The 20,651-nt window shown below is 58.6% G+C and carries 19 protein-coding genes and 1 pseudogene; 7 read left to right on the plus strand and 13 right to left on the minus strand.

From position 1 onward, the window contains the following. Window position 1 precedes the first annotated feature (1 nt). The 4 genes from ftsQ to lpxC all read left to right on the plus strand — a co-directional run bounded on the left by ftsQ (window position 2) and on the right by lpxC (window position 4,346). The gene (gene ftsQ, locus ASF13_RS10890; RefSeq protein ID WP_056236022.1) at window positions 2–844 is read left to right on the plus strand and encodes a cell division protein FtsQ; all 843 of its coding nucleotides are present in this window, start codon (window positions 2–4) and stop codon (window positions 842–844) included. Further along, window positions 841–2,097, plus strand: coding sequence for a cell division protein FtsA (gene ftsA, locus ASF13_RS10895; RefSeq protein ID WP_056236023.1), 1,257 nt, complete (start codon window positions 841–843; stop codon window positions 2,095–2,097). Before ftsQ ends, ftsA begins: the two co-directional genes overlap by 4 nt. A 73-nt stretch (window positions 2,098–2,170) precedes the next feature. Further along, on the plus strand, window positions 2,171–3,325 hold the full coding sequence (gene ftsZ / locus ASF13_RS10900) for a cell division protein FtsZ (protein WP_056236026.1): 1,155 nt from the start codon (window positions 2,171–2,173) through the stop codon (window positions 3,323–3,325). A 103-nt stretch (window positions 3,326–3,428) separates the two neighbouring features. Further along, window positions 3,429–4,346 (plus strand): UDP-3-O-acyl-N-acetylglucosamine deacetylase, encoded by a 918-nt coding sequence (gene lpxC, locus ASF13_RS10905; protein ID WP_056236391.1) that lies wholly within the window; start codon window positions 3,429–3,431, stop codon window positions 4,344–4,346. Between the two features lie 54 nt (window positions 4,347–4,400). On the opposite strand, the gene ASF13_RS10910 is transcribed toward lpxC, so the two are convergent. Then, a complete protein-coding gene (locus ASF13_RS10910) occupies window positions 4,401–4,910 on the minus strand; it encodes a DUF721 domain-containing protein (protein WP_056236029.1) in 510 nt (169 codons plus the stop codon). A 21-nt stretch (window positions 4,911–4,931) separates the two neighbouring features. Here ASF13_RS10910 and secM point away from each other — a divergent pair, with 21 nt between their 5' ends. The 3 genes and pseudogenes from secM to ASF13_RS23485 all read left to right on the plus strand — a co-directional run. Then, the gene (gene secM, locus ASF13_RS10915; protein WP_056236032.1) at window positions 4,932–5,435 is read left to right on the plus strand and encodes a secA translation cis-regulator SecM; all 504 of its coding nucleotides are present in this window, start codon (window positions 4,932–4,934) and stop codon (window positions 5,433–5,435) included. Window positions 5,436–5,507: 72 nt separating this feature from the next. Beyond that, a complete protein-coding gene (gene secA, locus ASF13_RS10920; RefSeq protein WP_056236036.1) occupies window positions 5,508–8,213 on the plus strand; it encodes a preprotein translocase subunit SecA in 2,706 nt (901 codons plus the stop codon). A gap of 130 nt (window positions 8,214–8,343) precedes the next feature. Beyond that, window positions 8,344–8,621, plus strand: a pseudogene (locus ASF13_RS23485) (transposase); the annotation flags it as partial. A gap of 174 nt (window positions 8,622–8,795) precedes the next feature. Here ASF13_RS23485 and gbpA read toward each other — a convergent pair. The 12 genes from gbpA to gspD form a co-directional block, all read right to left on the minus strand. After that, window positions 8,796–10,307, minus strand: coding sequence for an N-acetylglucosamine-binding protein GbpA (gene gbpA, locus ASF13_RS10925; protein ID WP_056236039.1), 1,512 nt, complete (start codon window positions 10,305–10,307; stop codon window positions 8,796–8,798). A 505-nt stretch (window positions 10,308–10,812) separates the two neighbouring features. Further along, a complete protein-coding gene (locus ASF13_RS10930; protein WP_056236043.1) occupies window positions 10,813–11,601 on the minus strand; it encodes an A24 family peptidase in 789 nt (262 codons plus the stop codon). Continuing rightward, entirely contained in the window at window positions 11,594–12,064 is a 471-nt protein-coding gene (gene gspM, locus ASF13_RS10935) for a type II secretion system protein GspM (protein ID WP_056236045.1), read from the minus strand. The genes ASF13_RS10930 and gspM overlap by 8 nt, the downstream gene beginning before the upstream one ends. After that, a complete protein-coding gene (gene gspL, locus ASF13_RS10940; RefSeq protein ID WP_056236048.1) occupies window positions 12,061–13,134 on the minus strand; it encodes a type II secretion system protein GspL in 1,074 nt (357 codons plus the stop codon). The genes gspM and gspL overlap by 4 nt, the downstream gene beginning before the upstream one ends. Window positions 13,135–13,138: 4 nt before the next feature. Continuing rightward, window positions 13,139–14,155, minus strand: coding sequence for a type II secretion system protein GspK (locus tag ASF13_RS10945; RefSeq protein ID WP_056236052.1), 1,017 nt, complete (start codon window positions 14,153–14,155; stop codon window positions 13,139–13,141). After that, the gene (gene gspJ / locus ASF13_RS10950; RefSeq protein ID WP_056236055.1) at window positions 14,152–14,718 is read right to left on the minus strand and encodes a type II secretion system minor pseudopilin GspJ; all 567 of its coding nucleotides are present in this window, start codon (window positions 14,716–14,718) and stop codon (window positions 14,152–14,154) included. Before gspJ ends, ASF13_RS10945 begins: the two co-directional genes overlap by 4 nt. Beyond that, window positions 14,715–15,077, minus strand: a complete 363-nt coding sequence (gspI, locus tag ASF13_RS10955) for a type II secretion system minor pseudopilin GspI (protein ID WP_056236057.1) — start codon at window positions 15,075–15,077, stop codon at window positions 14,715–14,717. Before gspI ends, gspJ begins: the two co-directional genes overlap by 4 nt. Beyond that, entirely contained in the window at window positions 15,074–15,562 is a 489-nt protein-coding gene (gene gspH / locus ASF13_RS10960; protein WP_056236061.1) for a type II secretion system minor pseudopilin GspH, read from the minus strand. The genes gspI and gspH overlap by 4 nt, the downstream gene beginning before the upstream one ends. Beyond that, on the minus strand, window positions 15,562–16,029 hold the full coding sequence (gene gspG, locus ASF13_RS10965) for a type II secretion system major pseudopilin GspG (RefSeq protein WP_056236065.1): 468 nt from the start codon (window positions 16,027–16,029) through the stop codon (window positions 15,562–15,564). The genes gspH and gspG overlap by 1 nt, the downstream gene beginning before the upstream one ends. 6 nt (window positions 16,030–16,035) lie before the next feature. After that, complete coding sequence (gspF, locus tag ASF13_RS10970) at window positions 16,036–17,241, minus strand: type II secretion system inner membrane protein GspF (protein ID WP_056236068.1); 1,206 nt, start codon at window positions 17,239–17,241, stop codon at window positions 16,036–16,038. Between the two features lies 1 nt (window position 17,242). Beyond that, window positions 17,243–18,697 carry a type II secretion system ATPase GspE gene (gene gspE, locus ASF13_RS10975; protein WP_056236070.1) on the minus strand — a complete coding sequence of 485 codons (1,455 nt, stop codon included), beginning with the start codon at window positions 18,695–18,697 and terminating at the stop codon, window positions 17,243–17,245. Next, window positions 18,694–20,634: a type II secretion system secretin GspD gene (gene gspD / locus ASF13_RS10980; protein WP_056236392.1), complete on the minus strand. Its 1,941-nt coding sequence runs from the start codon at window positions 20,632–20,634 to the stop codon at window positions 18,694–18,696. The genes gspE and gspD overlap by 4 nt, the downstream gene beginning before the upstream one ends. Window positions 20,635–20,651 lie beyond the last annotated feature (17 nt).

Raw genomic sequence — 20,651 nt, forward strand, 5'->3', positions numbered from 1 at the left:
TATGTCTCAGGCGGCTCTGAACGTTCGTAACCGGGAAGCGCAGGAAAAAAAGGCGCGTACCGGGCGCAGTAACGGCACGCGGCTGGCGGGGATCCTGTTCCTGCTGATGGTGGTTGGCGTGATGGCGGCGGGGGGCGTAGTGGTGCTGAAGTGGATGAACGATGCGTCCCGGCAGCCGCTGTCAAAGCTGGTGGTCACCGGCAAGACGCACTACACCACCAACGATGATATTCGCCAGGCTATTTTGTCGCTGGGCGAGCCCGGCACCTTTATGTCGCAGGATGTCGACATCATCCAGCAGCAGATCGAACGTCTGCCGTGGATCCAGCAGGTGAGCGTGCGCAAGCAGTGGCCGGACGAATTAAAGATTCATCTGGTTGAATATGTCGCCGTTGCACGGTGGAATGATGTGCATATGGTTGATGCTGAAGGCAAATCGTTCAGCGTGCCGGCCAGCCACCTCGGCAAAGAGAGTCTGCCGATGCTGTACGGCCCGGAGGGCAGCGAGTCCGAGGTGTTAGCCGGCTATCACGAGATGCGCGACGTGCTGGCGGCCAGCAAATTTACGCTTAAGGCGGCCTCAATGACCGCCCGGCGATCCTGGCAGCTGGTGTTGAGTGATGACACCCGCCTGGAGTTAGGGCGCAACGAGGATATGAAGCGCCTGAAGCGCTTTATTACCCTGTACCCGACGCTGCAGCAGCAGGGGCAGGCAGAAAATACGCGTATCAACTACGTTGACCTGCGTTACGACTCTGGCGCGGCAGTAGGATGGACACCGATAATTACTACGAGTGCTGACGGCGAACAGCAGCAGACTCAGGCACAGGCTAAACAACAATGATCAAGTCGACGGACAGAAAACTGGTAGTTGGACTCGAGATTGGCACCGCGAAGGTTGCCGCCCTGGTAGGGGAAGTTCTGCCCGATGGCATGGTCAATATTATCGGGGTGGGCAGCTGCCCGTCTCGTGGCATGGATAAAGGTGGCGTGAACGACCTTGAGTCGGTGGTGAAGTGCGTGCAGCGCGCCATCGATCAGGCGGAGCTGATGGCGGATTGCCAGATTTCCTCGGTCTACCTCGCATTATCGGGTAAACACATCAGCTGCCAGAACGAAATAGGGATGGTTCCTATTTCCGAAGAGGAAGTAACCCAGGAAGATGTCGAGAACGTAGTGCACACTGCCAAATCGGTACGCGTGCGCGACGAGCACCGCATTCTCCATGTGATCCCGCAAGAGTACGCCATCGACTATCAGGAAGGGATCAAAAATCCGGTGGGTCTGTCCGGCGTGCGCATGCAGGCTAAGGTGCACCTGATTACCTGCCACAATGATATGGCGAAGAACATCGTGAAAGCGGTGGAGCGCTGTGGCCTGAAGGTCGATCAACTGATCTTTGCCGGGCTGGCGTCCAGCTTTGCGGTGCTGACCGAAGACGAACGTGAGCTGGGCGTCTGCGTGGTCGACGTCGGCGGTGGCACCATGGATATCGCCGTCTACACCGGCGGCGCACTGCGTCATACCAAAGTGATCCCTTATGCGGGCAACGTGGTGACCAGCGACATCGCCTACGCTTTTGGTACGCCGCCGACGGATGCTGAAGCGATTAAAGTGCGCCACGGCTGTGCGCTCGGGGCTATCGTCGGTAAAGATGAGAATGTTGAGGTGCCGAGCGTCGGTGGCCGGCCTCCACGCAGCCTGCAGCGTCAGACGCTGGCGGAAGTGATCGAGCCACGCTACACCGAACTGCTTAACCTGGTGAACGACGAGATCCTGCAACTGCAGGAGCAGCTTCGCCAGCAGGGCGTTAAACACCACCTCGCGGCCGGCATCGTACTGACCGGCGGCGCGGCACAGATTGAAGGATTAGCGGCTTGCGCGCAGCGGGTGTTCCACACCCAGGTGCGTATCGGACAGCCGCTGAATATCACAGGATTAACGGATTACGCGCAGGAGCCTTACTACTCGACGGCGGTAGGCCTGCTGCATTACGGAAAAGAATCTCACCTCAGCGGTGAGGCGGAAGTTGAAAAAAGAGCCTCAGTGGGTAACTGGTTCAAAAAAATCAACAGCTGGCTGAGAAAAGAGTTTTAATTATTACTAAAGGCGATCATGCTAGAGCAATGCGTGATCTCCAGGCGTACAGGCACATAAACGGAGAGAAATTATGTTTGAACCAATGGAATTAACCAATGACGCGGTGATTAAAGTCATCGGCGTCGGCGGCGGCGGCGGTAATGCCGTAGAGCATATGGTGCGTGAACGTATTGAAGGCGTAGAGTTCTTCGCCGTAAACACCGACGCTCAGGCACTGCGTAAAACGGCCGTTGGCCAGACCATTCAGATCGGTAACGGGATTACCAAAGGTCTGGGTGCCGGTGCCAACCCGGAAGTGGGCCGTAACTCGGCTGAAGAAGATCGTGAAGCACTGCGTCAGGCACTGGATGGCGCGGACATGGTGTTTATCGCCGCAGGTATGGGTGGCGGCACCGGTACTGGTGCAGCTCCGGTCGTGGCTGAGGTGGCTAAAGAGCTCGGTATTCTGACCGTGGCGGTAGTGACCAAGCCGTTCAACTTCGAAGGCAAAAAGCGCATGGCGTTTGCTGAACAGGGGATCGCCGAGCTGTCCAAGCACGTTGACTCACTGATCACCATCCCCAATGACAAGCTGCTGAAGGTGCTGGGCCGTGGTATTTCACTGCTGGACGCTTTTGGCGCGGCCAACGACGTGCTGAAGGGCGCGGTGCAGGGTATCGCCGAGCTGATTACCCGTCCGGGTCTGATGAACGTCGACTTTGCTGACGTGCGCACCGTGATGTCCGAAATGGGCTACGCGATGATGGGCTCCGGCGTCGCCTGCGGTGAAGACCGTGCGGAAGAAGCCGCTGAAATGGCGATCTCCAGCCCGCTGCTGGAAGATATCGACCTTTCCGGCGCGCGTGGCGTACTGGTCAACATCACCGCCGGCTTCGACCTGCGTCTGGATGAGTTCGAAACCGTGGGTAACACCATCCGTGCCTTTGCATCGGATAACGCGACCGTGGTGATTGGTACTTCACTGGATCCGGAAATGAATGATGAACTGCGCGTCACCGTGGTGGCAACCGGCATCGGCATGGACAAACGTCCAGAAATTACCCTGGTCACCAACAAGCAGTCTGCACAGCCGACCATGGATCGCCGTTACCAGCAGCACGGTATGGCACCGCTGCCGCAGGAACAGAACCCGGCGGCCAAAGTGGTCAACGACTCTGCTACCCAGACTAACAAAGAGCCTGATTATCTGGATATTCCGGCCTTCCTGCGCAAGCAGGCGGACTAAGAATTTCCTGATAGTAGGGAATTTGCACTCTTTGTGCTAAACTGTTCGCCCGCCAGTAAGCTAAACTGGTGGTCGGATGGTAATTTTTTTGCGAGATAATGCGATGATCAAACAACGGACATTAAAACGTATTGTTCAGACGACCGGCGTCGGTTTACACACCGGCAAAAAAGTCACGCTGACGTTACGCCCTGCGCCGGCTAACACCGGGGTCATCTATCGTCGCACTGACTTGAATCCACCGGTTGATTTCCCGGCTGATGCCAAATCCGTGCGTGATACCATGCTCTGTACTTGCCTGGTCAATGAGCATGACGTGCGTATTTCGACAGTCGAACACCTGAACGCCGCTCTGGCAGCACTCGGCATCGATAATATTGTGGTGGAAGTTAACGCGCCTGAAATCCCGATTATGGATGGCAGCGCCGCGCCCTTTATCTATCTGCTGATGGATGCCGGCATCGAAGAGCTGAACAGCGCGAAGAAATTTGTGCGCATCAAACAACCTGTCCGGGTTGAAGATGGCGACAAATGGGCTGAACTGACCCCGCATAATGGTTTCTCACTGGATTTCACCATTGATTTTAACCATCCTGCGATCGACGCCAGCACCCAGCGCTACCGTATGGACTTCTCTGCCGAAGCCTTTACGCGCCAGCTCAGCCGTGCTCGTACTTTCGGTTTTATGCGCGATATTGAAGCGCTGCAGTCGCGTGGTCTGTGCCTGGGTGGCAGCTTTGACTGTGCCATCGTGGTCGATGACTACCGCGTGCTGAACGAAGACGGCTTACGCTTTGAAGATGAGTTCGTGCGCCACAAAATGCTCGACGCCGTCGGCGACCTGTATATGTGCGGCCACAACATTATCGGTGCACTGACGGCGTTTAAGTCTGGCCATGCGCTTAACAATAAACTGCTGCAGGCGGTTCTGGCGAAGCAGGAAGCCTGGGAATGGGCAACGTTCGAAGACGAAGCTGAACTTCCGGTGACGTTCAAGGCACCTAACCTGGTTCTGGCCTAAGCCAGAACCGGTAGTATCTGGTGACTGACACAGGCTGTGTGGTCAACGGGTAAATTAACGACTGGTTGAGCGGGTACTCTCTCCGGCCAGCGAGGCCAGTCGTTCTAAAATTTTCTTCAGTTTTTCCGGGCTGTTACTGGCCACCGCTCGCAAACTTTCCGCACTCTGTTCCGTCATCTTTCTCAGTACCGGTTTTTCCTCGGTCGCTGCCTGAGCGCTGTTTTCTTGTACGGTTTTAAGCCCTTTTGAGGCCAGCGACGGATTAATCCTGATGTCGATCGCCGTCAATGATGGTAATATTTGCGCACGTAAAGCTGACAGCAGGCTGGATTGTTCATAGCGTAGACGCATCAACCAGCTGGCGTTAGCCGTTTCGATAACCAGAATTCCCTGGCGGAAGTTAGCCACGCGGCACCAGGGATGCAGTTGAGCAGGCAGGACCCCCTGAACGGCGCGATTCAGCTTATTAAGCACAATGGCGCGCTGCTGCACCTGCTGCAGGGTGCTTCGCTCGGAAGCCTGGTCGAAAAAATTTTCAATTGATTGTGGGCGACTATCACGCATAGTTAGCTCCGGCGGAACACAGTGATCGGTATTCTGAGTCGTTGGCGACAATTTGGCAGACGCTACTTCTGGCCACATCTCCTGTTGGGGATGGTCGCGGCCAGTCTCGGCCTGCCGCAGGCGTCCGCACACGACCACACTACTTTATCAGAAACCTCATCGCGCAGCCTGAATATCAGCAGCGTGGCGCGCAGCCACCATCTGGCGCTGCTGCAGGAGAGCGTACGTCGCCCGTCGTTTAGCGTCGATTACTGGCATCAGCACGCGATCCGCACGGTTATCCGCCACCTCTCGTTTACCCTGACACCCTCTGTTTCCCCGGTAGCCACCGCTGAACAGCCGCTGGAAGCCCACAAGCTGGCGCTGCTGGATACCTTAAATGCCTTACTGACCCACGAAGCGCGGCCGCCGGTGATTATCCGTCGTACCGCCGAGCGCGAGGTCTCTGTTTCCCCTCAGCATCAGCCCGGCCTGTGGCTGGCGCAGGTGCGCGGCATTCGTGCCGGACCTTCTTCTCTGGCTTAACTCACCCGAACGATCGTTAACCCCTTTTGAGTGACCGTCGCATATCGCGATGGCAGAGAGAATGTATCTATTATGATTAGCAAATTATTGACCAAAGTTTTTGGCAGCAGCAATGACCGTACCCTGCGCCGTATGCGCAAAGTGGTTGAGCAGATTGGCAAGATGGAGCCGGATTTCGTCAGGCTGACGGATGAAGAGCTGCAGGCAAAAACCAACGAATTCCGTGCCCGCCTGGAGAAAGGCGAATCGCTGGAGAGCCTGATCCCGGAAGCCTTCGCCACCGTGCGCGAAGCCAGTAAACGCGTCTTCGGCATGCGCCACTTCGACGTGCAGCTGTTGGGCGGTATGGTACTGAATGACCGTTGCATCGCCGAAATGCGCACCGGTGAAGGTAAAACCCTGACCGCCACCCTGCCTGCCTACCTGAATGCCCTGAGCGGCAAAGGCGTGCACGTGGTGACGGTCAACGACTATCTGGCCCAGCGTGACGCCGAAAACAACCGTCCGCTGTTCGAGTTCCTTGGCCTGAGCGTCGGCATCAACCTGCCGGGCATGCCGGCACCGGCCAAACGTGCCGCCTACGCTGCCGATATTACCTATGGTACTAACAACGAATACGGCTTCGACTACCTGCGCGATAACATGGCGTTCAGCCCGGAAGAGCGCGTACAGCGCAAGCTGAACTATGCGCTGGTGGATGAGGTTGACTCCATTCTGATCGATGAAGCGCGTACCCCGCTGATCATCTCCGGCCCGGCGGAAGACAGCTCCGAGCTGTATATCAAGGTTAACAAGATTATCCCTAACCTGATCCGTCAGGAAAAAGAAGACTCCGACAGCTTCCAGGGCGAAGGCCACTTCTCGGTGGATGAGAAATCACGCCAGGTGCACCTGACCGAGCGCGGTCTGGTGGCGATTGAAGGGCTGATGGTCAGCGAAGGCATCATGGAAGAGGGCGAGTCGCTCTACTCGCCGGGCAACATTATGATGATGCATCACGTGACCGCCGCGCTGCGCGCCCACGTGCTGTTCACCCGCGACGTAGACTACATCGTCAAAGACGGCGAAGTGATCATCGTTGATGAACACACCGGCCGTACCATGCAGGGCCGCCGCTGGTCTGACGGCCTGCACCAGGCGGTGGAAGCCAAAGAGGGCGTGGATATTCAGAACGAGAACCAGACGCTGGCCTCGATCACCTTCCAGAACTACTTCCGCCTGTATAACAAACTGGCCGGGATGACCGGTACCGCCGACACCGAAGCCTTTGAATTCAGCTCAATCTACAAGCTGGATACCATTGTGGTGCCGACCAACCGCCCGATGCAGCGTAAAGATTTGCCGGACCTGGTCTATATGACCGAGCTGGAGAAGATCGGAGCGATTATCGAAGACATCCGTGAACGTTCCGCCAACGGTCAGCCGATCCTGGTCGGTACCATCTCGATTGAAAAATCGGAAGTGGTGTCCAACGAACTGACCCGCGCCGGCATCAAACATGAAGTGCTGAACGCCAAGTTCCACGCCCGCGAAGCGGATATCGTGGCGCAGGCCGGTCAGCCGGGTGCGGTCACCATCGCCACCAACATGGCCGGTCGTGGTACCGATATCGTGCTGGGCGGCAGCTGGCAGGCAGAGATTGCCGACCTGACCGACCCCACCGCCGAGCAGATTGAAGCGATCAAGAGCGCGTGGAAAGTACGCCATGAAGCGGTACTGGCCTCCGGCGGCCTGCACATTATCGGTACCGAGCGCCATGAGTCGCGCCGCATCGATAACCAGCTGCGCGGCCGCTCCGGCCGTCAGGGTGACCAGGGTTCATCCCGCTTCTACCTGTCGATGGAAGATGCGCTGATGCGTATCTTTGCCTCGGACCGCGTCTCCAACATGATGCGTAAGCTGGGCATGAAGCCGGGCGAAGCGATTGAGCACCCGTGGGTGACCAAGGCGATTGCCAACGCGCAGCGCAAGGTGGAGAGCCGCAACTTCGATATTCGTAAGCAGCTGCTGGAGTATGATGACGTGGCTAACGACCAGCGCCGCGCTATCTACACCCAGCGTAACGAGCTGCTGGACGTGTCGGACGTCTCTGAAACCATCAGCAGCATTCGCGAAGATGTCTTCAAAGCCACCATCGACGGTTCGATTCCACCAGAGTCGCTGGAAGAGATGTGGGATGTGCCGGGCCTGCAGGAGCGCCTGAAAAACGATTTCGATCTCGACCTGCCGATCGGTGAATGGCTGGAGAAAGAGCCGGAATTGCATGAAGAGACGCTGCGCGAGCGCATCATGGATGAAGCCAAGGCGCAGTACTTGCGCAAAGAAGAGGTTGTCGGCACCGAGATGATGCGCAACTTCGAAAAAGGCGTGATGCTGCAGACGCTGGATTCGCTGTGGAAAGAGCACCTGGCGGCGATGGACTACTTGCGCCAGGGTATCCACCTGCGCGGCTATGCGCAGAAGGATCCGAAGCAGGAGTACAAGCGTGAATCCTTCGCCATGTTCGCCGCGATGCTGGAATCACTGAAGTATGAAGTGGTCAGCACCCTGAGCAAGGTACAGGTGCGTATGCCGGAAGAGGTGGAGCAGATGGAAGAGCAGCGCCGCCAGGAAGCCGAGCGTCTGGCGCAGCAGCAGCACCTGAGCCACGTTGACGATGCAACCGAGGAAGCGCAGGCGTTGGCCGCGCAGACCGGTGAACGCAAGGTCGGCCGTAACGACCTGTGCCCGTGTGGTTCCGGTAAGAAATATAAGCAGTGCCACGGCCGTCTGAGCTAATCTCCTCAGCGTGTGCTAAAGCAGGGCCGGATGAAAATCCGGCCCTTTTTTATTGGTGCTGCGTCTGGCGACAACCCAACCTGACCTGGCCAATGGGTTTTTTCATGGATGCACTCTCCAGCGGTGGTCTGAGTTTACCTGCCGCGTCCTGGGCAAGTGGGCCTTTGAACATGGTATGAGCTGGGGATTATTCAGCCGGGAAAACCAACACAGAACGGGGTTATTGAGAGCCTTGATCGAGGCTCTCATGATGAATGTCTGAATGAGTGCTGGTTCATCGATATCATTCACGCCAGGAAAATCATTAATGACTGGCGGCAGGACTGTAATGAACGCAGTCACCTTTCAGCCCTGAAATATCATACGCCATCAGAATTTGCAGCAGCCCGGCGAAACGGAAAATCTTAAGGTAAACAAACCGATACCACTAACTGATGGTTGTATCTGTTACTGTGCGCAGGTCGAGGAAGTGATATCGAGCGCTTAAAAGTAGTCATTATCTCAAACCAGCGCGTCAGGAAATAAAAAAAGGCAGCCGGTGAGGGCTGCCATATAGATTAACTTAATCTGGTGAGGGGGAGGTTACTTCTTCACCGGACCGACTTCATTCCAGGCGTCCTGCCAGTTTGAACCGATACCCGGCTCGTAGTGGTTTGCACTGGCGGAATAGATGTTACACCAGCCGCCAACGGCACCAGGCTTACATTCGTACACGGTATTATTTTTCGGCTGCAGCACTTTGGTACCGGATTTGTATTTACCCAGGCCATCAGGGAACTCAAAATCAACGTCACCGGAGACAGGTGCTTTGAGCATGATATCCTGCTCTTTCTGAATAACGGTTGATTTACCTTCTTCCGTCGCCAGTACTACCAGCTTGTGCATGCCTGCCGAAGCGTTAAGCACTTTAGCAGTCACACTTGCAGTACCGTCGGTGATAATGGCAGAACCCAGCCCAACCTGGTTACCGTCCTTATCGAACACCTGAGCGTTGACCGCCAGTTTTCCTGTCGCAGTGACATCAAGTGTCACGTTTGCTGCGCCATCATCAAGCTGGTAGCTGTCCTTGATATTGCTCAGCTCAATTGAAGCAGGATCCTTATGCTCAGAATGTGGAGAGACCTGAGCGCTGGTGACCTTGCTGCCTTTCTTCACGAAGATATGGTTAACGCCAGCGATCGGATTAACTTCACCTTTGCTGTTTTTAACGCCTGCACGAATCTCATCCGGATACGTTGCGTTAATTAACTCTGCCAGTGCTTTTGCCCACACCTCTTTTTTGCCTTCGGCATCGGTGTTAATTTTCAGTCTGATGGTTTGATCGTTTAACCCCAGGCTTTTACCAAAGAAGCGTGCATCGACGTAGTCGCCAGCGTACAGATCTTTATTCGCCTGGATTTTCCCGATGTCATTTTCCCAGATGGACGGCACTTCATTACCAAAGTCTGCGTCGATGGTTTTGTAGAAGCTCATGGCGGTGTTATCAACTTCCCAGCTGGCGTAAATAACCTGGTAGCCGCTACGCTCGGGAACGTCACACTCATGTGTGACCTCTGTACCATTCGGGCCTGGCTTGCCATTAGGCAGCTGACCGCCCATCGGAACTACGCAGAATGGCGTCAGTTCAAAGGAGTCACGGGTTAACGGGCTGGACTGATCCCAGTCTTGTTTCGTGATGAAATATTTAAAGTCTGTCGTGTTATGTTCAGCGGTAAAAGTCCAGGTGAAGTTATTTTTACCCGCGTGCATGCTGTTTTTTTCCCAGCGAACAGGCGTCTGCACATCGAGTGGTTGCCCCAGGTATTTTCCACCGCTTGGCAGCTGACCGTCTGGTGGCGTGCCTGGCTTAGGGAAGCCTTTTTCAGACTCGCCCACGCTCTGTGGCTCATTGATTACGCCACCACAGGACTGATCGTTGTTCAGCTTACACATATAGTCACGGGAAGGTGGATTGCTGATGTAACCGTGTGCCAGCGCACTGCCACTGATCAGAAGAGCGGAGACCGCCAGAGCAACTTTACTGAGTTTCATAATAAAAAACATTCTCTGTAAGATAATGAAAATAAAAAGCATCTTCGCTTTTACGAGATGCATCGCTAATTTGCCGGACCAGAATAATCAGTACCTTGCTAAAAGGGATACTTAACAAAACTTAGAGTCTTTATTCAGGGTGATTTCTAAATTAGTTGTTTTTTATCAGTGTCTTAATTATTCCCATGGTGAGGTTTTTAATGCTTTTTTCCAGGTGGGAGAGGCTTAATCAATGGCTGTCGTCAAACGTTATTGGCTCGACAGGGGTATTAATGCCTGCTTAAAGCAGGATAAGGGATATTATCTGGAATCATGCAATGGAAGACGTTTGGGCGAGAAGAGCGAAAGTACTGTTCAGACGTCACGGAAGCAGGGTTCGATTACACCGCCTGCCATATCCACCCGCTTTTTGTCACGCAGCTACCGGGATAACTTCAGCCAGCCAGTGGCCTGGCCACAGCAGTGGATGCACGCCGGCAGAGTGACAGGGTTAACGGCATAACGGGTCTGGTACAGCAGGCTGAACTCAACGCCCCTGGCGGGCGTTGTGTCAGCGGAAGGTATGGTTTCAGAGGGAGAAGGGCAGCAGATCGCTATTTTCTGCAATAAACAGCAACCCGCCCGCCGCCGCGAGGCAGGGGCCAAAGGGCAGCGGTGCATTGAACGAGCGACGGCTCAGCAGGTGTGAACAAGCCAGCCAGACAATACCGCTGGCAGAAGCCAGCAGCAGCAGCAGCGGCAACGGCTGCCAGCCCAGCCAGGCACCCAGCGCGGCCAGCAGCTTGGCATCGCCCATTCCCAGCGCTTCCTTACCTCGCAGCAGCCGGTAGCTGGTTGCCAGCAGCCAAAGCGAGAGATAACCGGCCATCGCTCCCGTCACGCTTTGTTCAAGCGTGATATCAGGCAGCCAGCCCGCCAGCTGGCAGACTATCCCCAGCCACAGCAGCGGCAGCGTCAGCGCATCCGGCAGCATCTGGTGATCGCGGTCAATCAGCGACAGCGCGAGTAAAAACCAGCCCAGTAACAGTGCGGCGGCCAGCCGTCCATCTGCGGGAAAAACCCAGGCCATCAGCAGGCTCAGCAGCACGCAGGCCAGTTCGATCAGCAGATAGCGCAGGCCAATCTGCTGCCCGCAGCAGCGGCTGCGACCGCGCAGCCACAGCCAGCTGAGCAGCGGCAGATTGTCGTACCAGGCGAGGGCTACGCGGCAGCGTGGGCAGTGTGATGCTGGCAGCCACAGGCTAAATTCCGGCCCCTCCTGTTGCAGCACCATGCGCGGCAGCCGCCACACCACCATATTCATCAGGCTGCCCGCACAGGCACCCAGCAGGGCGATCGGCAGGAAGATCTCATTCATGGCGCTGCAGTACCAGCTGAACCAGGGTGATGCCTTCTGGTCCGTTTTCCAGCTGCAGCCGCACGGCGCGTACGTAATACTCCTGCTCCAGCTGCTGCAGCCAGCGGCTCAGGCGCGGCAGGTCAGTGGTGCCCGGGCTGAACAGCAGCTGGCGGGCATCGCGTCCGGCCACCGTCAGGGGCAGCTCCTGTTCTGCTGCCAGCGCCAGTACCTCATCCTGCCAGCCCGGGCTGCGCTGGCGCTGCTGGCGTGCCAGCAGCGGCTCCAGCGCCGCGACCTGCTGTTGCATTCCGGCCAGCTCAGTCTGCGCACGCCGGGCCTGCTGCCGGGCGTCAAGCTGATAGTGCCGGGCAGCCTGTAAGCTGAGCCACAGCAGGGCCAGTAAGGCAACAGCGGCGAGCAGAAGCAACAACCCGCGTTCACGCGGCGGGCGGGACAAAATCTTTTGCAGGCTTTTGCTCATGGTTTCCTGCCAATGGTCATGATGTTCTCCTGAATCTGTATCATTAGCGCATCGTCGCTTAACGCAGCGGGCAGCGTTCTGGCAAAGCTTAAATGAAGCTGCTGCTGCTTTTCATCCCAGCGCAGCGTTTGCAGCGGATTATCTTGCAGCGTTGCGAGCGTGGTCGCAGCGTCGGCCAGCAGCCGCAGCGGTCCGTCTGCAGCGGGTGCCGCGCTGAGGGCATTCAGCCGTTCCGTCATGCGTGCCGCCGGTCGTGCCGGCTTTTCGTCCGGGAAATAGCGTTGGTACAGCGCCAGGCTTTGCCGCCCGGCCTGTTTCAGCTGGGTGCCGGCCTGCCAGCCGGACCACAGCGGCGGGATCAGCAGCAGCAGGACGCTGCACAGTGCGCAGGCCAGCGCGAAGGTACCGGCAGGGCGCAGCGGCAGCCGGACGGCAAATTCACCCTGCAGCAGATTGATCCGCTGCTGGCACGCCAGCTGATACAGCTGCCCGGCCGACGCCGGCCCGTCAGCTGCCTGCTGCCCGCTGTCGGCCACCAGGGTGGCCAGCAGCGGTGCGTGCAGCTGTAACGGGGCCAGCTGTTGTTCATTCAGGCTGATGCCCTGCCAGCGATGATGGCGGATCAGCCAGCGATCGCCCAGCCTCAGCGCCTGGTGTTCACCCGGCACCAGCGCATCGGGCAGGGCACGGGTCACTGCAATTCCCCGGCTGCGCAGGTGAGCCAGCAGCTGATGCAGCCACTGGCGGTCAACGGCAGCCAGATGAACCTGCTCACCTTCCTGCTGCAGCACCACGGTGTGCAGCATCTCCGGTTCGCTCAGCGCCTGGTTTTCCAGCTGCCAGCTCAGCGTCTGCGGCGTGATATGGCGTAACGTGGCCTGGTGAAAAATAATCTGACTGGCGGGCAGCAGCAGCACCGTGCCGGAAACGGCGACGGGTAGCGGGGTGTGCTGATCGCCGCTGTGCAGGCGGCCATCCACCTCCCGGTAATACCAGGTGAAGCACCTGGGATCGTGGCTGGTACAGTGAATAACCAGCGGCCGCGGGTCTTTAGAGCGGGACTTATCCATTTTTTTAATCGCTTAGTCCATAAAGTCGGTCAGAAACATGAAGACGCTTGTCGCGCAGGAGTAACCGGCTACGCAGACTGTTGCTGTATTGCGCTTCTCCGGTCCACATCAGCAGCTCCCAGGCCGTGCTTTTGGTGTCCACGGTGCTCAGCAGCAGGGCCGGATTATCTGCTGCATTGTTCTGCCCGGAGGCAGCCAGCATGGCGGTCAGCGTCTTCCAGCCCGCCGGGGGGCGCCGGCTCAGCAACTCGCCAGCCTGGGCCGCAGACAGTGCACCGTCAAACAGGGCGGTAAACAGCGGCAGTTGCTCTTCGGTCAGTCCGTTAATATTGATCCGCAGTCTGTCAGAGGGCAGGGTACAGACCAGCGGAGCCAGCCTGGCCCAAAGCGCGGCGTCGATGCTGCTGGCCGGGTCGCGCAGCTGGCTGGGTTCAATAAACGCCCCCTTGTGCAGTTGCGCGCTCAGCGCCAGCGTCAGTTGCCGTGCTTTGTCGGGCAGTACGTCAAGTTCCCGGAGCAGGCGGATAAACAGGCGCTGTGCTGCCGTCAGCGGCGAATCAACGGAGGAGTGCGCCGTGCTGTTCAGCTCGTTGCCCGGCACCGCAGGCGTGACAGGATTACCTGAACCCGCCGTGGACTTGTCCTCTCTCTGTGCGCCGCCTGCATGCTGCAATACGGTAGCGGCTGCGCTGTTGTTCAGGCCGTTTGCCGGAGCGGCGTTGCTTTTACGGCCCAGCGCGTTGAGGTTGAAGCAGGCCTGACGATCGCGCCACTGGTAGTGGATCACACTATCCTCAAGCTGTAGTTGCTGCGGCTGCTGCGCGCTGGGCGGCGGGGGTTGCAGCAACAGCCACTCTTCCGCCCCGCGCAGCGACCAGGCGGATTGCAGCATAAAGCGTCCGCTGTATGCCCCGTGCAGCGCCTGCTGAAAGCGATCCTGCGCGGTCACCGCCAGCAGCGTCATCAGTGCAATCAGCAGCAGCACGGTGAGTACGGCCATTCCCCGCTGGCGTTTGTTCATCCGTGGTTTTCCTGTAGCAGCGCGATATGTTTGAACTCACCCCAGGGCTGCATCGTCAGCGTCACTTCGATCGCCTCCGGCAGGCTGTGGGTGGCGGGCCAGTCGGTATGCCAGCTGCCGCCGGCCCAGAAGCGCAGCTGCAGCGAGCTGATCCCGCTGAACTGTGCGCCTGTCTGCCCGTCGCTGAGACTGACCCGCGTCAGCGTCCCGGCAGAAAAACGCCAGGCAACACGCTGCAGTGAGGAACGCTGCGTCTGCAGCGGATTCAGCCAGTTGCGGCGGGTCAGACGCAGCCGTTCTTCATCGTGATTACTGGTGAAAAAGGGGACGTCACCGGCAGGCACCTGCGCCGGATGTGCCGGGATCGCTGCCTGTGCCAGATCGCGGCTGAGCAGGGCAATAATCCGCTCCTCATCGTTCAGGCGCGAGCTGTGCTCCTTCAGCTGTTCACCGTTGCGCAGCATCCCCTGCAACAGCTGATAGCCGACCAGACCGACCACCGAGAAGATGGCCAGGGCTACCATCATCTCCAGCAGGGTAAAGCCTTGCTGAATGCGCCTCATGGCCGGCTTCGCCAGCCGTGCAGCCGGGCCAGTGCCTGGGGAGCCTGACGGTTAAGTCGTACTTCCACCTCCAGAGCGCGGATCTGCGGATCGGCGGTACTGACCCCGCGCCAGCGCCAGAACCACTGCTCGCCGGCCATGGTCATATCGCCGTTATGCCAGTTTTCTGCGGGCCACTGCGCATCCAGCTGCAGGCGTTTCAACTGATAATCGGCCACCTGATACGCCAGCTGCTGGTGCTCCAGATGTCCCAGGTGGTGCAGTTGCCCGCTGCTGGTTCGCAGCAGCGCCAGCCCGGCAATTGCCAGCAGCGCCATCGCGACCAGTACCTCCAGTAGCGTCATGCCACGACAGTTCATTCATTCAGCTCCTCTGATGCCCGGCCGTTATGCCAAGTGATAAATCGTGACGCAGCATCCTGCGCCTGCAGTTCAAACGTCAGCGCGGGCGTATCGCCATCGGGTGAAAACAGCAGTGTGGCAGGCAGCTTCAGCGGGCGGCCTTGATGCAGCAGCCGCAGACGGATGGTCTGCGGCAGCCTGAAATGGCTCAGCCTGTGGCTGAGCGGCTGCCAGTGATAGCCGGGCAGAAAGGCGGCATGCTGACCCGCTCCCTGCGCCAGCCGCTGCAGCTGCCAGCCGTCGCTTCTGACTTCAAGGCGTAAAAACTGGCCTTCTGTGGCCGCCTGTCCGGCGGCATGATTCAGGGTAAGGGCCAGCCTGCCGGCCTGCTGACGGGCGTCCTGCGAGGGCAGCGTGGCGACAATCAGCCCGGCAACCACCCCCAGCAACAGCATCACCAGCATGATCTCCAGCAGGGTAAAGCCTGCTGCGCGCTGCGCCATTAGCCCTCCTCTTGCCCTTCCGGCTGCCAGTTGGTCACGTCATCGTCGGTGCCGGGTTCGCCGTCCGGCCCGGCGGAGAACACGTCAACGGCACCATGCTCGCCGGGGCTGAGCAGCTGATAGGGGTTGCCCCACGGATCTTCAGGCAGGCGGCGGATATAGCCATCGCTGCGATAGTTGCGCGGCTGTGGGGCCAGCTGAGGCTCGCGGACCAGCGCCTGCAGTCCCTGTGCGCTGGTGGGGTAGCGGCCGTTATCCAGCTTGTACATATCCAGCGCGTTCTCCAGCGTGACGATATCGCTGACCGCTTTCTGCCGGTCGGCGCGGTCTTTATTGCCCATCAGGCTGGGGATCACCAGGCTGGCGAGAATACCGAGGATCACGATCACCACCATGATCTCCAGCAGGGTAAAACCCCGCTGTTGCCGGGAAAGTGAAGAGGGGTGTGTCTGTTTTGGGTTTTTCATCACGTATTAACCTACCAGGTTGTTAAGTTGTAAAATCGGCTGCAGGATGGCAAGGACGATAAACAGCACCACGCCAGCCATCACCACCACCAGCAGGGGTTCAAACAGGCTGACCGCCAGCGTCATCTGGCCGATAAACGCCCGATCCTGCATCTCTGCGGCGCGGGTCAGCATGCTGTCCAGCTCACCGCTCTGCTCGCCGCTGGCGATCATATGGCGCATCATCGGCGACAGCAGGTGGGTCTGTTCCAGCGCCTGGGTAAAGGCGCTGCCTTCACGCACCCGCTGACCTGCCTCCTGCAACTGCTGACGGATATAGTCGTTGTTCAGCACCGTGGCAGCGATCTGCATACTTTCCAGCAGCGGCACCGCGCTGTTGGTCAGAATGCTCAGCGTGCGGGCGTAACGCGCCATATTCAGATCCAGCATGATGCGGCCCAGCAGCGGCAGCCGAAGCTGCAGGCGGTGCCAGCGCAGGCGGCGCAGCGGGTGGCGCACTGCCAGCCGGAGCAGCAGCATCAGCAGCAAACCGCCCGCCAGCAGCGGCAGCCCGACTGCGCGGGTCACGTCGCTGAGGGTCATCAGCAGGCGCGTAGAGAGCGGCAGCGCCTGCTGCATATGAGAAAACTGCTCCACCACTTTGGGCACCACGGCGGTGAGCAGAATCGCCACCACGCCGATCGCTACCGTGGTCAGCAGCAGCGGATAGATCATCGCCTGGGTCAGCTTGCTCTTCAGCTGATGGGCTTTTTCGCAGTAGTCGGCCAGCTGCTCCAGCACCCGGGGCAGATTGCCGGAGGCTTCGCCCGCAGCAATCATCGCCCGGTACAGCGGGGTGAAAATTCGTGGGTAAAGCGCCACCGCCTCGGCCAGTGACGCCCCTTCCAGCAGCGCCTGTCGCAGATGGTTGAGCAGTGCCCGCTGCGCCGGTTTTTCGCTCTGGGTTGCCAGCGCCTGCAGCGCCTGCGGCAGCGGCAGCCGGGCAGCGGTCAGGGTGGCCAGCTGGCGTACCAGCAATACCAGTTCGTTGCCGGAGAACGGCTTACGCTGGCGGGAAAAGCGTGACGACAGCGCAGAATCGGTGGGTTTCAGCACCAGCGGCGTCAGCTGTTTATCTCGCAGCTGCTGGCGCGCATCGCGCGGGCTGTCCGCGTCGATTTCGCCGCGCTGGCGCACGCCCTGTGCGTTGACGGCGCGGTAGTGAAAACGCATCTCAGCTACCTTCCTGGCTGACGCGCAGCACTTCTTCCAGCGTGGTGATGCCGTCCAGCGCCTTGCGCAGGCCATCCTGCTTTAGCGTGGTGTAGTGCGGCAGCGGCAGCGTTTTCTGCCCGCAGCTCAGGGCCTGGCGCAGCGCGTCGTCCAGCACCAGCAGTTCATGAATGCCGGTGCGCCCGCGGTAGCCGGTGTGGTGGCACTGCTCGCAGCCGCTGGCGGCATACAGCCCGCTGTCGGTGGCGTTCATTACCTGGCTCAGCAGCGGATACTCGGCCGCATTGATGGCCCGTGGCTGGCGGCAGTGGCGGCAGAGCTTGCGCACCAGCCGCTGTGCCAGCACGCCCTGCAGCGAACTGGCCAGCAGAAAGGGCTCCACGCCCATATCCTGCAGGCGCTCGATGGCGCCGGGCGCGCTGTTGGTGTGCAGCGTTGAGAGCACCAGGTGGCCGGTCAGCGAGGCCTGCACGGCGATCTGTGCCGTCTCGCTGTCACGGATTTCACCGATCATCACCACGTCGGGGTCCTGACGCAGAATGGCCCGCAGGCCGCGCGAGAAGGTCATATCGACCTTGCTGTTGACCTGTGTCTGACCGATGCCGTCCAGTTCGTACTCCACCGGATCTTCAATGGTCATAATGTTTTTCTCTTCGCTCCACACCTGGCGCAGCGCGGCGTATAAGGTGGTGCTTTTTCCCGAGCCGGTTGGCCCGGTGACCAGCAGAATGCCGTGCGGCGAACTGAGCAGCTTACTCAGCGCCGTACAGATCTCACCGGTCATGCCGATATCCGCCAGCGTCAGCTTGACGCTCTGCTTGTCCAGCACGCGCAGCACGATGCGTTCGCCGTAGTTTGAAGGCAGGGTGGAGACGCGCACGTCGACGCTTCTGCCGCCGAGACGCAGCGAAATACGGCCATCCTGTGGAATGCGTTTCTCGGCGATATCCAGCCGGGCCATCACCTTAATGCGCGACAGCAAAAAGCGGCTGAGCTGCGGCGGCGGTGACAGGACCGGGCGCAGCATGCCGTCGATGCGGAAGCGGATATTCAGTCGTTTCTCAAACGGCTCAATATGCACATCGGAGGCCCCCTCCTTAATCGCCTCGCTGAGGATGGCGTTAATCAGGCGGATCACCGGTGCACCGTCGTCGCTGTCGAGCAGATCGTTATCCTGCGGCAGCGTATCGACCAGCTGGTGCAGGTCGAATTCGTCGCTCAGCGTGTCGGCAATCTCACGAGACTGCGTATTCTGCTGGTAGATCTGCAGCACCTGCTGCGCGAAGGCTTCTGCGGTTAACAGCTGCAGGCTGGCTTCCGGCAGCACGCGCAGGGCTTCCAGCACGGCGGTGAGTGCGCTCTCCTGGCGATAACCAATCTGCGCTGGCGTGGCGGCAGTATCGGCCACCACCTGATGCTGCTGTACCCAGCTGTACGGAAACGGCTGCGGCATCATGGCTGCTCCGCGGCATAAAAATCAGCGATGCTGGCACGTATCTCTTTCAACGCCTGGTTGTTAAGGCTCGCCGATAGCCGATCGTTCAGCGCGCTGTCTGCCAGACTGTCCGGGCGGACTTTCGCTTCTTCATGACGGAATTTCGCCAGCTGCTGGTCGCTGGTGCGGTCGAAGTTCTCCTGCTGGCGAATAATGGTCGGACGAATAAACAGCATCAGGTTGCGCTTGCTGCGCTTGTCGCTGTCAGAGCTGAATAATTTGCCCAGCAGCGGGATACGGCCAAGGAAGGGCACGCTGCTTTGGCTGTTGCTGTTGCTGCTGTCCAGCAGCCCGCCAACCACCACCGTATGGCCGCTGCCGACCAGCACCGCATTTTTCACCAGACGGGTATTGAAGGTTGCGCCTAATTTATCGTCGCCGCTGCCTTCGCTTACGCTGGAGACCTCCTGTTCAATCTCCATCATCACCGATTCACCCTGATTAATTTGCGGCTTAACCTTCAGCTTGATGCCGACGTCCTTGCGTTCGACGCTGTTGAAAATATGATCGCCGGAGGTGGTCTGGCTGCCGCTGAGCACGGGGACGTTCTGGCCTACGGTGAATTCGGCTTCCATATTGTCGAGGGTAACGATACTCGGCGTGGCGAGGATATTGTTCTGGCTGTTGGTTTGCAGCGCGGTAAACAGCCCGGCCCAGTTACCGCGGTAGAAGCCGGCGGCCAGGCCGTTCACGCCTTTCATTGCCTTAGCGAACCCCCCCGGATTCAGGCCGCCAATCGGTACGTGTGTATTGGTAAACTGCGTGCCACCGCCAAATTTATTAAACCACTGCACGCCCAGCGCCATGCCATCGGCATCCTGCATCTCCACGATAATGGCTTCCACCAGCACCTGAGAACGGCTGATATCCAGCCGGGTGATGATCTCCTGCAGTTCGCTCATCACATCGGGTGGTGCATTGACGATCAGTGAGTTGGTGTGCGCATCGGCTTTCACCACAATGTCCTGAATCATGCTGACCGTCGGTGATTTACCGTCCGTCTTGTTCTGCAGGTTGGTGCTGACCCCGGTCAGCACTTCCACCAGGTTTTCGGCTTTAGCATGCTGCAGGTAAAATACCCTGGAGTTGCTGCGGTGCTGTTCTTCAGCATCCAGTGACAGCGCGGTATCACGCAGCGACTGGCGTGCCTGCTCGCTACCGCTAATTAACAGCGTGTTGGTGCGCGGATCCGCGACGGCTCTGGCAGCGTGTTTATCCTGCTGCTGGCCGTTCGGCCGGGAAATGCCGTTGAGGATCTCCGCCACCTGGCTGGCAGAGGCATGTTTCAGCGGCACGTTTTCCAGGCTGTTATCGGCGGGCAGATCGACGCTCTCTACAATCGCCATCAGCTGCCTGACCACCGCAGCACGTCCGGTCATCAGCAGCGCATTGCTCGGATCAAAATGCACCACGCCGCCCGCGCTGCTGTCGTTTAGCTGGCGCAGCAGCGGGGCCAGTTCTTTGGCGGTGACGTACTGCAGCTGTACTACCCGGGTCACCAGTTCATCACCGGCATCGCCCTGCTGTCCGGCAATAAAGGGGACGGCGGAACCTTTGGCATTTTTAGACGGGATCACTTTCGTGACGCCATTTTTCATCTCAATGGCGGCAAAACCATAAACTTCCAGCACGCTGAGGAAAAACTGATAATACTGCTCGTTGTCCAGCTCATCGTAGCTGCGCACGCTGATCTGCCCGCGTACGGCGGGATCGATAATGATGGTTTTACTGAGGTTTTTGCTGACCGTATTGATAAACTCATTAATGTCGGTGTGCTGAAAACTGGCTTTCAGTCCTTCGGCCTGTGCATTAGCCGCCAGCAGCAGCGCCAGAGTAACGGCCGCAACGCGCGGCGCTCGGCGGGCATGTCGCCAGCCGGGCAAAGAGAATAGTTGCATGATGTACACTCATAACG

The organism is Erwinia sp. Leaf53, assembly GCF_001422605.1.
Lineage (GTDB): Bacteria > Pseudomonadota > Gammaproteobacteria > Enterobacterales > Enterobacteriaceae > Erwinia.